The following is a 13,415-nucleotide window of genomic DNA, read 5'->3' on the forward strand; positions in this document are numbered from 1 at the left end:
TCCCGATGGGTGTGGGATCGAACCTGATCGTTCGTGACGGCGGTCTGCGCGCGGTGGTGATCCGGCTGGGGCGGGGCTTTAACGGCATATCAGTCGAGGGCAATACAGTTGCCGCCGGGGCGGCCGCGCTGGACGCGCATGTGGCGCGCAGGGCGGCGGATGCGGGTGTCGATCTGACGTTTCTGCGCACCATTCCCGGCTCGATCGGCGGCGCGGTGCGGATGAACGCGGGCTGCTATGGCAGCTATGTGGCCGATGTGTTTCGGAGCGCGACCGTGGTGACGCGCGGCGGCGAGATTGCTGAACTGACCGCAGCCGAGCTGAACTTTCGCTATCGCCAGTCCGACCTGCCGGAAGGCGCGGTGCTGGTGTCCGCGACATTGCAAGGCCCCTCGGGCGATCCGGATGAATTGCACGCCCGTATGGACGCGCAACTGCAAAAGCGCGACGAAACCCAGCCCACCAGGGATCGCAGCGCCGGGTCCACGTTTCGCAACCCGGCCGGGTTTTCCTCGACCGGGCGGGAGGATGACGTGCACGACCTCAAGGCGTGGAAAGTGATCGACGATGCCGGTTTGCGCGGCGCCCGAAAGGGCGGGGCGCAGATGAGCGAGAAGCATCCCAATTTCCTGATCAACACCGGTGACGCAACCGCCGCAGACCTCGAAGGTCTGGGCGAAGAGGTGCGAAAAAAGGTTTACGAAACAAGCGGCATCACGCTAGAGTGGGAAATCATGCGGATCGGTGATCCGCTTAAAGAATAAGAGCCGAACCCGCCGACCAGAACAGGCAAAACAAGGCGGCGGATCAAAGGCATAACACAGCAGCACGGGCCATCGAATAAGGTCCGGGGACATTGAGGCGCACGAACGTGGGTAGGTCGAGCAGGACAAGCCCCAAAGTGGCGGTATTGATGGGTGGACCTTCGAAGGAACGCGAGGTCTCGCTCAGCAGCGGGCGCGAATGCGCTGCCGCCCTCAGGGGAGAAGGCTTTGAGGTGGTCGAACTGGACGCTGGTCCCGACCTTTATGCGCGCCTTCAGGAGATCAGGCCGGACGTGGCGTTCAACGCCCTGCATGGACGCTGGGGCGAGGATGGTTGTGTGCAGGGGCTGCTGGAATGGCTGCGCATCCCCTATACCCATTCCGGGGTTCTGGCCTCGGCGCTGGCGATGGACAAGCAGCGCAGCAAGGAGGCGTTCCGCGTCGCGGGCCTGCCGATTGCCGACAGCGTGATCGTGCCGAAATCGGCGGTGATGGCCGATCATGTCATGGCCGCGCCTTACGTGGTCAAGCCGAACAACGAGGGTTCCAGCGTCGGTATATATCTGGTGTTCGACGGTGCAAACTCGCCGCCGAAACTGTCGGAGGACATGCCCGATCAGCTGATGGTCGAACAATATGTGGCGGGCCGCGAACTGACCGTATCGGTGATGGATGGCCGCGCGCTGACCGTGACCGAGATACTGACCGACGGCTGGTACGATTACGACGCCAAATACAAGCCCGGCGGCTCGCGCCATGTGCTGCCGGCTGACATCCCGTCCGAGATTTTCGATCTGTGCATGGACCATGCCCTGCGCGCCCATGAGGTTCTGGGCTGCAAGGGTGTCAGCCGCACCGACTTTCGTTGGGATGACAGCAAAGGCCGGGACGGACTGTTTCTGCTGGAAACCAACACCCAGCCGGGCATGACGCCGACCTCGCTGGTGCCCGAGCAGGGCCAGCATTGCGGCATGAGTTTCGGCGAGCTGTGCGGCTGGATGGTGGAGGACGCCTCATGCGACCGATAATTCCTCATCGCGAGCTTGTGGCCTATCGGGAAAAGCCACTGACCGCCGGGGATGCCGCATTCGAGGCGGCGGGCACGCCCGAGGGCCGCGCCAAGCCCCGGTTCCGGCTGCGGTTGCCTGGCCGGTCGGGCCGCAAGGCCGATCCGGCCCCGTCACGGCTGAGCTTTCGCTTTCAGCGCTGGATGCTGACCCCCGGCATTCGGTTGGGGTTGCGCATGGGCATCCCTTTCACCGTCGTGTTCGTGGCCGGAACCGCGTTTTTCGCCGATGACCAGCGCCGCGCCGCAGTGCATGGTTTTGTTGCCGATCTGCGCACCTCGTTCGAGGAGCGCCCCGAGTTCATGGTCAACCTGATGGCCATTGATGGGGCGGGCACGAACCTGGCCGAGGATATCCGCGAGGTGGTGCCGCTGGATTTCCCGATCAGCTCCTTTGACCTGGATGCGGACCAGATCCGCGAGACTATCGCCGGGCTCGACCCGGTCAAGTCGGTGAGCGTTCTGATCCGGCCTGGCGGTATCCTGCAGGTGGACGTGGTCGAGCGCGAACCGATGGTGGTCTGGCGCACCCGCGAAGGGATCGAGCTGCTGGACGAAACCGGCGCGCATGTGGACAACATCGCCGCGCGGACCGACCGCTCTGACCTGCCGGTGATTGCCGGCGATGGCGCGGATGCCCATGTCGGCGAGGCGCTGGCGCTGATGCGTACGGCGCAGGCGCTGGGCGACCGGGTGCGCGGGCTGGTGCGCGTGGGCGAGCGGCGTTGGGATCTGATCCTCGACCGCAACCAGCGCATCATGCTGCCGACCGAGCGCCCGGTGCAGGCGCTGGAACGGGTGCTTGCGGTCAGCGAGGTGCAGGATCTGCTGGAGCGCGACGTGGCGGCGGTGGACATGCGTCTGGGATCGCGGCCAACCATAAGAATGAACGAAACCGCCAGCGCAGAATGGTGGAATACGGAAGTAACGGTAAAGAGCGGGCAATAGCATGATGATGACGGATCTGTATCAGTCACAACGGGCCATGCGGCAGATGCGGCGGCAGGCGATGCAACGGGGCGTGGTGGCCATTCTGGACGTGGGCAGTTCCAAGATAGCCTGCCTGGTGTTGCGTTTCGACGGGGCTGGAAAGCTGAGCGAGGACAATTCCATCGGTTCGATGGCGGGCCAGACCGGGTTCCGGGTGATCGGCGCCGCGACGACCCGTTCGCGTGGGGTGCAGTTCGGCGAGGTCACCGCCATGCAGGAGACCGAACGCGCCATCCGTACCGCCGTGCAGGCGGCACAGAAGATGGCCGAGATCCGCGTCGACCATGTCATCGCCTGTTTTTCGGGGGCCAATCCCCGGTCTTACGGGCTGGACGCGCAGATCGATCTGGAAACGCAGATGGTCAGCGAGGCGGACATCGGGCGTGTCCTGAGCGCCTGTGACGTGCCGGAATACGGGGCGGGGCGCGAGGTGCTGCACGCCCAGCCGGTGAACTTTGCGCTCGACAACCGTTCGGGCCTGATCGACCCGCGCGGCCAGCTGGGTCAGACGCTGGCGGTGGACATGCATATGCTGACCGTCGACGCCTCGGCGATCTACAACCTTGTCCAGTGCATCAAGCGCTGCGATCTGGAACTGGCGGGGATCGCCAATTCGGCCTATGTCTCGGGCGTCTCGGCGCTGGTCGAGGACGAGCAGGAACTTGGCGCGGCCTGTATCGACATGGGCGGCGGCACCACCAGCGTGTCGATCTTCCTCAGGAAACACATGATCTATGCCGATTGCGTGCGCATGGGCGGCGATCACGTCACCGGCGACATTTCGATGGGGCTGGGCATCCCGGCCTCGGTTGCCGAGCGGATCAAGACAGTCAATGGTGGCGTGCATGCAACCGGCGCCGACGACCGTGACCTGATCGACATCGGCGGCGATACCGGCGACTGGGAACACGACCGTCGCACCGTCAGCCGGGCGGAACTGATCGGCATCATGCGCCCAAGGGTCGAGGAAATCCTCGAAGAGGTGCGCATGCGCCTTGATGCCGCCGGATTCGAACACCTGCCCAGCCAGCAGATCGTGCTGACCGGCGGCGCCAGCCAGGTCACCGGCCTTGACGGGCTGGCCAGCCGCATCCTTGGTCAGCGCGTGCGCCTGGGTCGCCCGCTGCGGGTTCACGGCCTGCCGCAATCGGCCACCGGTTCGGGGTTTTCCTCGGCCGTGGGGCTCAGCCTGTTTGCGGCGCACCCGCAGGATGAATGGTGGGATTTCGAAGTGCCGTCGGATACGTTCAACACCCGCCCGTTCAAGCGGGCGGTGCGCTGGTTCAAGGACAACTGGTAGTCTGAACGCGCGCTCAGCCCGGCCAGGCAAAGGACCGGGCCGAGCGCATCATCGCGTCGATGGCGGGCGGGAACCTGCGCCCCGGCACCGTGACCATCGCGATCTCGCGGCTTACCTCGGGCTCGGACAGCGGGCGCTGGATGAGGCCGGGCAGGGTTACCGAATATTCCGGCATGAAGGCAAAGCCGATCCCTGCCAGAACCATCGCCTGCACCCAATCCTCGCGTTCCGACCGGAAGCGGGCATAAAGTTCGATACCGTTCTGTTCGCAGACCCCCGTTACCATTTCCCGCAATTCGCAGGCCAGGCGATCGACATAGTCCTGCCCCGAGAGATCGGCGAGGGTGACCGCATTGCGCGCCCTCAGCGAATGGTCGGGGGGCAGGACCACCACGTAGCGCTCGGAATAGAGCGGGTGCACCCGGAACCGGTCGCGGACGTCGTCGGTCACGGTCATCACGACGGCGTCGAGTTCGTCATCGGCCAGCAGCCGTGACAGTTCGGGGGCCGGGGCCTCGCGCACCGCCATTTCCATGCCCGGATGGTTGCGCTTGAACTCGGCCAGGAACCGCGCCAGCCGCACATGGCCGACCGTCGCCATCACGCCCAGCCGGATCGGCGCCTTGTCCAGCAGGCGGAAATTCTGCGCCAGCATCCGGGTGGCTTCGGTTTCCTCCAGGATATGCTCCAGATGCGGCAGCATCGACCGCCCGAACTCGCTCAGCAGGATACGCCGCCCTTCGCGATGGAACACCGCCGCGCCCAGTTCCTGTTCAAGCGCCTTGATGCCCTTGGTCAGGGCAGGTTGCGACACGTCGCATTCTTCGGCGGCCTTGGTGAAATTCAATGTACGCGCCGCCGACAGCACGTACCGGACCTGAGACATTTCCATGTGACCTGACCCCCCTTGCGACCCCTTCATCAAAGGATACCGCAAAATGCCCAAACCGTCAGTTATCAATCCATAACGTGGGGCCGGTGGTCGATGACGGGTGGCGGTGTTTCAATGGTCGCATCAACCGCAACACCGGACGGGAGGAAACTGACATGTCGGTATTCATGGTGGAACGCAGTCTCAAGGGGATCAGCATGGAGGATCTGGCCGGCGCACAAAAGGCGGCGATCAGCACGGCGGAATCCATGCGCGGGCAGGGGGAGCAGATCAACTATATCCGCACCACCTTTGCGCCCGAGGATGGCCGCTGCATGTGCCTGTTCGAGGGCCAGAACGCCGACCAGGTAAAGCGCCTGAACGACACCGCGGGCCTGCCCTATGACAAGATCGTGCAGGCGCTCGATCTGACCCCGTAATTCCGACCGGGGCGCGCGGCGATTTCTTTGCGCCGCGCCCCTATTTGTCCGGTGACAGCCGAAGATCACCATGTTACATATCACATGAGCGCCCGCAAAAGAGGCGCCGCAGAGGGTCGGGCAGGCCCGCGAACATGAAAAGAGATCGCTGATTCCCGTAATGTCGCATTGCGGGCTAAACTTTTTGTTGTGCCGCGTGTGCACCTTCCCCCCATATTTGCGCAAATTGGCGAAATGCCGCGTGTTGAGATGCTGAATCTTCCATATTTTGTGGCAGATTTGCGTTTTTGGCGTGACGTTTGGAAATTGCATATGTAGGATTGGCTGTGGATAGGTCAGAAAAATCCCGCGTTTTGCGGGCAAAAAATACAGGCGGACAGAGCATGACATTGAATCTTTCGATGCCCGGGCAAGAAGAACTGAAGCCACGGATTACGGTTTTCGGCGTCGGCGGCGCTGGCGGCAATGCCGTCAACAACATGATTGAAAAACAGCTTGAAGGCGTCGATTTCGTTGTCGCCAACACCGACGCACAGGCGCTGCAGCAAAGCCAGTCGTCGGCGCGCGTGCAGCTGGGCGTCAAGGTGACCGAAGGGCTGGGCGCGGGCGCGCGTCCCTCTGTCGGCGCGGCGGCGGCCGAGGAAAGCATCGAACAAATCGTCGATCATCTGGCCGGGGCGCATATGTGTTTCATCACCGCTGGTATGGGCGGCGGCACCGGTACCGGCGCGGCCCCGATCATCGCACAGGCTGCGCGTGAACTGGGCGTGCTGACCGTCGGTGTGGTGACCAAGCCTTTCCAGTTCGAAGGCGCCAAGCGCATGCGTCAGGCCGAGGACGGCGTCGAGGCGCTGCAGCAGGTGGTCGATACTCTGATCATCATCCCGAACCAGAACCTGTTCCGCCTCGCCAACGAAAAGACCACGTTCACCGAGGCCTTCTCGATGGCCGATGACGTGCTGTACCAGGGCGTCAAGGGCGTGACCGACCTGATGGTGCGGCCGGGCCTGATCAACCTCGACTTTGCCGACGTCCGCGCGGTGATGGACGAGATGGGCAAGGCGATGATGGGCACCGGCGAAGCCGATGGCGAAGACCGCGCTGTTCAGGCCGCCGAAAAGGCCATCGCCAACCCGCTGCTGGACGAAATCAGCCTGCGTGGCGCCAAGGGCGTGCTGATCAACATCACCGGCAGCCACGATCTGACGCTGTTCGAGCTGGACGAGGCCGCTAACCGCATCCGCGAGGAAGTAGACCCGGATGCCAACATCATCGTCGGCTCGACGCTGGACCCGGCCATGGAAGGCACCATGCGCGTGTCGGTCGTTGCCACCGGTATCGACGCATCCGACGTGCATGCGGAAGTTCCCGTCGCCCGCCGCCGGTCGATGTCGGCCCCGCTGACGCAGAAGACCTCTGCCGAGGAAAAGGCACCGGTTGCGGCTGAACCCGCGCCTATTGCCGCCGAAACCCGGCCCGAGCCTGTGGCCGAGCGCGAACCTTCGCTGTTCGAGGCATCCGAGCCCGAAGAAGAGACCCACATCGCCTCCGGCTTTGACGACGAACCCGAAACGATGGAAGACGACGGCCTGCCGCCGCCCGCCTATCAGCCCAGGGTTCCGGAATTCGAACCGCAGGTCGACAGACACGAAGAAGCGGCCGAGTCCTTTGTCGCGCCGCGCGCTCCGGCACCGGGAACGCCGTCTCCGGAAGCGTTGCAGCGGCTTCAGGCCGCGGTCAAGAAAGTGCCGTCGTCGCAACAGCGCCGCCCCATGGTCGACCCCGTGCAGGCAAAGCCCGAAGTGCCCCACGAAAAGTCGCGCTTTGGCTTCAACAAGCTGATCGACCGGATGACCGGACACGCTGCCGACACGCCGTCGCAGCCGGTGCGCCACCAGCCGCCCGTGCGCCATCGTGACGCTACGGCACCCGCGCATGACGAGGCGGATCCCGAGCAGGAGCGCATCGAAATCCCCGCCTTCCTGCGGCGTCAGGCCAACTGAAAGCGGTAACAAATTAAGTATCCGGGGTCGCCGCTGGGCGGCCCCTTTTCTTTGCGATTCAGATGGTTATATCGCTGTGAGCAGGGTTCTGCCGATCTGTTACACACTTGTTTCATTCGGTTACAAAGAGTGAATTGTACGTAACTGCCCGGTCCCTTAACTGATTTGCCAACACAGCCCCTTGAGGTTGGACACGGCTCGCAGAGGCATATCTTGCAAAATACGCTCAAATCTCCGGTCACGTTCAAAGGCGTCGGCCTGCATGGCGGCCAGCCTGCCACGATGGTCCTGCGCCCGGCGGCTGCCGGTCACGGCATCTGGTTCAAACGCACCGATATTGAGCTTGGCAATGCGATGATCCCGGCCTCGTACGACGTGGTCGAGCGCACGCCGCTTTGCACCCGTCTGGTGAACGAGGCCGGTGCCTCGGTTTCGACGGTCGAGCATATCATGGCGGCGTTGGCCGGATGTGGTGTTCACAACGCGCTGATCGAAATCGACGGCCCCGAAGTGCCGATCATGGATGGCTCGTCCCTCGACTTCGTGCGCGGGATCATGGCGCGCGGCGTGCGTCAGCAGGCCAGCCCGGTTCTGGCCTTCGAGGTGCTCAAGCCAGTGACCGCGCAGCGCGAAGGCGCGCAGGCCACCCTGCTGCCCGCCGACGGGCTGACGATCGAGTTCCACATCGATTTCGAGGACGAGGCCATCGGCCGTCAGACCAAGACGCTTGATATGCGCAACGGATCATTCGCGCGCGAACTCAGCGATTGCCGCACGTTCTGCCGCCGCTCGGATGTCGAAGCGATGCGTGCCAACGGCCTGGCGCTGGGCGGCACGCTGGACAACGCGGTTGTGGTTCAGGGTGCCGAAGTGCTGACCCCGGGCGGCTTTCGCCACGCGGACGAGGCGGTGCGCCACAAGATGCTGGATGCGCTGGGTGACCTTTACCTCGCGGGGGGGCCGATTCTGGGCCACTACATCGGTGACAAGTCCGGTCACACGATGACCAACACGCTTTTGCGCAAGCTTTTCGAGACGCCGGGCGCGGTACGCCCCGTGCTGTGCACGCCCGAACAGGCCGCACGCCTGCCGGGACAGGGACTTGTCTGGGCGGAAATCCCCGAAGTCGCCTGACACCCAATCTTGATCGCGGCAAATCAGCGAAGGCGTTGATAAGGCGTTTTGCACCGGAATTTTATGTGCTAGACCGAAGCCCGATCAGGGGTGAACCCAGCGACAGTAGAAGGCAAGGATGGGCGGTATGGTTGGCAGCAAAGCGGCAGTCAGGCTTGCGGGTGCGATTCTTCTGACGGTTGCTCTGGCGTCATGCAGCGGGTTCGCCCGGCGGTCGGCAGACCGCACGCAGAATCTTGAAGGCTATACACCGGAACAGATCTTCGCCCGTGGCGAATACGAGCTGGCGCAAAGCCGCGAGGACGATGCGGCGTGGTATTTCTCGGAGATCGAGCGGCTTTATCCCTATTCGGACTGGGCGCGGCGGGCATTGATCATGCAGGCCTTTTCGTATCATTCCGACAAGAACTATGAGGAAAGCCGCGCCGCCGCGCAGCGTTACATCGATTTCTACCCGGCGGACGAGGACGCGGCCTATGCCCAGTATCTGCTGGCGCTCAGCTATTACGACCAGATCGACGAGGTGGGCCGTGATCAGGGCCTGACCTTCCAGGCGCTGCAGGCGCTGCGCACGGTGATCGAGGTCTATCCCGACAGTGAATACGCCACCTCGGCGATCCTGAAGTTCGACCTGGCCTTTGACCATCTGGCTGGCAAGGAGATGGAGATCGGGCGGTTCTACCTGCGCAAGGAACATTACACCGCCGCGATCAACCGCTTCCGCGTCGTGGTCGAGGATTTCCAGACCACCACCCACACCGCCGAGGCGCTGCACCGCCTCGTCGAGGCCTATCTGTCATTGGGGCTGGTGGACGAGGCGCAATCCGCAGGCGCGATCCTGGGCTACAACTACCAATCCAGCGAATGGTACGAGAGCAGCTACAAGCTGCTGACCTCGCGCGGGCTGAAACTCAAAGCGAGTGGCAACAACTGGCTCAGCCAGATCTACCGCCAGTCGATCAAGGGACAATGGTTGTAAGCGTCATGCCGACGGGTCTGGGAGACTAGGGCCGATGCTGCGGGCGCTTGATATTCGCGACATGCTTATCATCGACCGGCTTGAGATGTCCTTTCAGCCGGGCCTCAACGTACTGACCGGCGAGACCGGGGCGGGCAAATCCATCCTGCTTGATTCGCTTGGGTTCGTTCTGGGCTGGCGCGGGCGCGCCGAGCTGGTCCGGCAGGGCGCGGAACAGGGCGAGGTCGTGGCCGAGTTCGATTTGGCCGAGGGCCACCCGGCCCTTGCAGTGCTGGCCGAGGCAGGCATCCCGGCGGGGGAGGCGCTGATCCTGCGTCGGGTCAACACGGCGGACGGGCGCAAGACCGCCTGGGTCAACGACCGCCGCTGCTCGGGCGACGTGTTGCGGGCGCTGTCGGAAACGCTGATCGAACTGCATGGGCAACACGACGACCGGGGTTTGCTGAACCCGCGTGGTCATCGCGCGATGCTCGACACGTTTGCCGGTCTGGACGCCGATCTCGGCGCCGTACGCGGCGCGTGGGCGGCCCTGTCGCGCGCCCGCAAGGCGCTGGAGGAAACCGAGGCGGCGGTGAATGCCGTCCGCGCCGAGGAAGATTTCCTGCGTCATGCCGTGGGCGAGCTGGACAAGCTGGACCCGCAACCGGGCGAGGATGCCGAGCTGGACGCCCGGCGCCGGATGATGCAGGGCGCCGAACGTATCCGCGACGACGTGGCCCGCGCCTTTGACCTTTTGGGCGGCGATGGCGCCGAAGGCGCGATGGGCGACGCATTGCGCTGGCTCGAAGGCGTGTCGGACAAGGCGGGAGGTCAGCTGGAACAGCCGATCGCCGCCCTTGGCCGCGCCCTGATCGAGTTGGGCGAGGCGCAGGACGGTGTCGGCGCGTGCCTTGAGGCGCTGGATTTCGATCCTACCGAACTGGAACGGGTCGAGGAACGCCTGTTTGCGATCCGCGCGCTGGCCCGCAAGCACGATATTGCCCCCGACGATCTGGGCGGGTTTGCCGAAACGCTGCGGGCGCGGCTGAACCAGCTTGAGGCCGGCGATACCGCACTGTCGGATCGCCGCGCGGCGCTGATGGCGGCGCAGCGCGCCTATGACACCGCCGCTCGCGCCCTGACCGCCGCCCGCGCCGAGGCCGCGGGGCGTCTTGACCAGGCGGTGATGGCCGAACTTGCGCCGCTCAAGATGGAACGCGCGGTGTTCCGGACCGACATGACCGAGGCCGAGCCGGGCCCCGAGGGCCGCGATATGGTGGCCTTTACCGTGGCCACCAACCCCGGCGCGCCTGCCGGGCCGCTCAACAAGATCGCGTCGGGCGGCGAACTCAGCCGGTTCCTGCTGGCGCTCAAGGTTTGCCTGTCCGGCGATGACAGCGCCCGCACCATGATCTTTGACGAGATCGACCGGGGCGTCGGCGGCGCCACCGCCGATGCCGTCGGGCGCAGGCTGGCGTCACTGGCGCAGGACGGGCAGGTGCTGGTCGTCACCCATTCACCGCAGGTCGCGGCGCGTGCCGCGCATCACTGGCGGGTGCAGAAACAGGTCGAGGATGGCCAGACCCTGTCGACCGTGCTGCGGCTGGACCCGGACGAGCGGGTGGACGAGATCGCCCGCATGGTCGCGGGCGACACTATCACCGACGAGGCGCGCGCGGCTGCCCGCGCCTTGCTGCATGCCTGATCCGCGACCCTGCCGCAACGCGCGGGCCATAGTGTCGTGAACCGTCTTTTCTGTTAGGCCCTCGTGGCTTACTAAGGGATATCCGACGAACCGAGGGACGCGATGACACAGTCCACCCGCACCGTGTTGCGCAATCAGATTCAACAGGCCCTCGCCGCGATCAAGGATGCTTGGCGCGTGTTGCGCCGGCGCGGGCCCAGCCAGATCCAGTTCTGGTTCATCGCCCTTATGATCGGCATCGCCGCTGGCTTTGCCGCGCTGTTCTTTCGCAAGGGCATCGCCGCGCTGCAGGCCAATCTGTACGGAACCGACAACGTGCAATACCTGCACAGTTTCGCGGAAAAGCTGCCGTGGTACTGGATTCTGTTCATCCCGATCATCGGCGGTCTCGTGGTTGGCCTGATCCTGAATCATTTCACCGATGACGGGCGGGTGCGCTCGGTCGCCGACGTGATCGAAGGCTCGGCGCTGACCGATGGGCGGGTGGAAACCCGCGCCGGGATCGCGTCGATGGTGGCCTCGCTGATCACGCTCAGTTCCGGCGGCTCGTCGGGCCGCGAAGGCCCTGTGGTGCACATGGCGGGTGTGATCTCGACCTGGGTCAGCGACCGGATACATGCCGACGGCATTACCGGGCGCGACCTGTTGGGCTGCGCCGTGGCGGCGGCGGTTTCGGCCAGCTTCAACGCCCCCATCGCGGGCGCGCTGTTCGCGCTTGAGGTGGTGCTGCGCCATTTTGCCGTTCACGCCTTTGCCCCGATCGTCATCGCCGCTGTCGCGGGGACAGTGATCAACCGGCTGGAATATGGCGACGTGACCGAGTTCGTTCTGGACACGCCCGGTTCGCTGCAATTCTACGTCGAACTGCCCGCCTTTTTGCTGCTGGGGCTGATCTGCGGGCTGGTGTCGCTGCTGCTGATGCGCTCGATCTTCTTTGCCGAGGATATCGGTACCCACATCCAGAACCGCCTGTCGCTGCCGCGCTGGCTGCGTCCGGCGGTGTCGGGCGCAATGCTGGGCCTGATCGCCATCTGGTTTCCGCATATCATCGGCGTGGGCTATGAAACGACGATCCTTGCGCTGAGTGGCAAGCTGGCCCTGACCACGGCCATCGTGTTCGCGGTGGTCAAGACCGTGGCGCTGGCCATCACCATGGGCGGGCGCATGGGCGGCGGCGTATTTTCCCCGTCGCTGATGATCGGGGCGCTGACCGGGCTGGCATTCGGACATATCGCCACCGGGTTTCTGCCCGCCGTGTCGGGCACCGATGCGCTTTACGCCTTTGCGGGCATGGGTGCGGTTGCGGCGGCGGTGCTGGGCGCGCCGATCTCGACAACCCTGATCGTGTTCGAACTGACCGGTGACTGGCAGATCGGTCTTGCGGTGATGGTGTCGATCTCGATGTCCACCGCGCTGGCCTCGCGGCTGGTGGACCGGTCCTTTTTCCTGACCCAGCTGGAACGGCGCGACGTGCATCTGGCCGCAGGTCCGCAGGCCTATCTGCTGGCGATGCTGCGCGCGGGCGCGGTGATGCGCCCGCTGGGCGATCCGCGCGCGCTAAGCGCCGGGGAGTGCCGTGAACTGGCCGCTCAGGGCCTTTGCATCAGCGCCAGCTCGACGCTTGAGGCCGCGATGCCCTTCTTCGACCGTGACGACGTGGATTGCATTCCGGTGGTGATCCGCGAGGAGGACGGCACCGAAACACCGGTTGGCGTGCTTTATCACATCGACGCGCTCAAGGCCTATAACCGCGCCCTGGCCGCCACCGCGGCCGAGGAGCATTCGTGATCGGTCAGAGCTGCTCCACCTTCACCGAGTCGCTGAGAACGAAGGCCACGTGATCCTTGATCTCGGCCACGGGCGCGTCCGGGTTTTCATAGCTCCATGCCGCGTCGTTGGTGACGGACGACATGTTGACGATGTGAAAATAGGTCGCCTCGCCCTTGTGCTCGCAACTGGCGACCTTTTCGGACCGGTCCAGAAATGCCATCGCGATGTCGGCGCGGGGAAAATAGATGACAGGCGGCAGATCACCTTCGCTCAGCTCCAGCGCATTGGTCGTCTCGCCCAGGATTGCTCCGCCCGAACGTACGCTCCATTTACCGGGAGCCTTCCGAATCTTGATGTGATCAGTCATTCCTGTTCCTTCCGTATACGTATCAGAGCCTCGTTCGTGCCCTTTTC

Annotated in this window: 12 protein-coding genes; 10 read left to right on the forward strand and 2 right to left on the reverse strand. The window is 64.3% G+C overall.

Features of this window, described 5'->3' with window-relative positions:
* The 4 genes from murB to ftsA form a co-directional block, all read left to right on the forward strand.
* The coding region (gene murB, locus AC2FNB_RS07405; protein WP_496745419.1) for a UDP-N-acetylmuramate dehydrogenase at positions 1 to 764 on the forward strand (764 nt) is incomplete at its 5' end.
* 107 nt (positions 765 to 871) lie between these two features.
* The gene (locus AC2FNB_RS07410) at positions 872 to 1,792 is read left to right on the forward strand and encodes a D-alanine--D-alanine ligase (protein ID WP_496745420.1); all 921 of its coding nucleotides are present in this window, start codon (positions 872 to 874) and stop codon (positions 1,790 to 1,792) included.
* Positions 1,780 to 2,778: a cell division protein FtsQ/DivIB gene (locus tag AC2FNB_RS07415; protein ID WP_496745422.1), complete on the forward strand. Its 999-nt coding sequence runs from the start codon at positions 1,780 to 1,782 to the stop codon at positions 2,776 to 2,778. The genes AC2FNB_RS07410 and AC2FNB_RS07415 overlap by 13 nt, the downstream gene beginning before the upstream one ends.
* Positions 2,779 to 2,785: 7 nt before the next feature.
* Complete coding sequence (gene ftsA / locus AC2FNB_RS07420; RefSeq protein WP_480749334.1) at positions 2,786 to 4,120, forward strand: cell division protein FtsA; 1,335 nt, start codon at positions 2,786 to 2,788, stop codon at positions 4,118 to 4,120.
* A gap of 13 nt (positions 4,121 to 4,133) precedes the next feature.
* Here ftsA and AC2FNB_RS07425 read toward each other — a convergent pair whose 3' ends face one another.
* Entirely contained in the window at positions 4,134 to 5,012 is an 879-nt protein-coding gene (locus AC2FNB_RS07425; protein ID WP_496745425.1) for a LysR family transcriptional regulator, read from the reverse strand.
* Positions 5,013 to 5,167: 155 nt separating this feature from the next.
* Here AC2FNB_RS07425 and AC2FNB_RS07430 point away from each other — a divergent pair, with 155 nt between their 5' ends.
* The 6 genes from AC2FNB_RS07430 (at position 5,168) to AC2FNB_RS07455 (ending at position 13,019) form a co-directional block, all read left to right on the forward strand.
* Positions 5,168 to 5,431: a DUF4242 domain-containing protein gene (locus AC2FNB_RS07430; protein ID WP_480749167.1), complete on the forward strand. Its 264-nt coding sequence runs from the start codon at positions 5,168 to 5,170 to the stop codon at positions 5,429 to 5,431.
* Between the two features lie 383 nt (positions 5,432 to 5,814).
* Entirely contained in the window at positions 5,815 to 7,434 is a 1,620-nt protein-coding gene (ftsZ, locus tag AC2FNB_RS07435) for a cell division protein FtsZ (RefSeq protein ID WP_480749168.1), read from the forward strand.
* A 213-nt stretch (positions 7,435 to 7,647) separates the two neighbouring features.
* Positions 7,648 to 8,568 (forward strand): UDP-3-O-acyl-N-acetylglucosamine deacetylase, encoded by a 921-nt coding sequence (gene lpxC / locus AC2FNB_RS07440; RefSeq protein ID WP_480749169.1) that lies wholly within the window; start codon positions 7,648 to 7,650, stop codon positions 8,566 to 8,568.
* Between the two features lie 127 nt (positions 8,569 to 8,695).
* Complete coding sequence (locus tag AC2FNB_RS07445) at positions 8,696 to 9,547, forward strand: outer membrane protein assembly factor BamD (protein WP_480749170.1); 852 nt, start codon at positions 8,696 to 8,698, stop codon at positions 9,545 to 9,547.
* A gap of 34 nt (positions 9,548 to 9,581) precedes the next feature.
* On the forward strand, positions 9,582 to 11,231 hold the full coding sequence (recN, locus tag AC2FNB_RS07450) for a DNA repair protein RecN (protein WP_496745426.1): 1,650 nt from the start codon (positions 9,582 to 9,584) through the stop codon (positions 11,229 to 11,231).
* Between the two features lie 102 nt (positions 11,232 to 11,333).
* Positions 11,334 to 13,019: a chloride channel protein gene (locus tag AC2FNB_RS07455; RefSeq protein ID WP_496745428.1), complete on the forward strand. Its 1,686-nt coding sequence runs from the start codon at positions 11,334 to 11,336 to the stop codon at positions 13,017 to 13,019.
* Between the two features lie 4 nt (positions 13,020 to 13,023).
* Here the strand turns inward: AC2FNB_RS07455 and AC2FNB_RS07460 are convergent, their stop codons facing one another.
* The gene (locus tag AC2FNB_RS07460) at positions 13,024 to 13,368 is read right to left on the reverse strand and encodes a DUF427 domain-containing protein (RefSeq protein ID WP_496745429.1); all 345 of its coding nucleotides are present in this window, start codon (positions 13,366 to 13,368) and stop codon (positions 13,024 to 13,026) included.
* Positions 13,369 to 13,415 lie beyond the last annotated feature (47 nt).

This window comes from Ruegeria sp. BHSB058 (assembly GCF_059613285.1).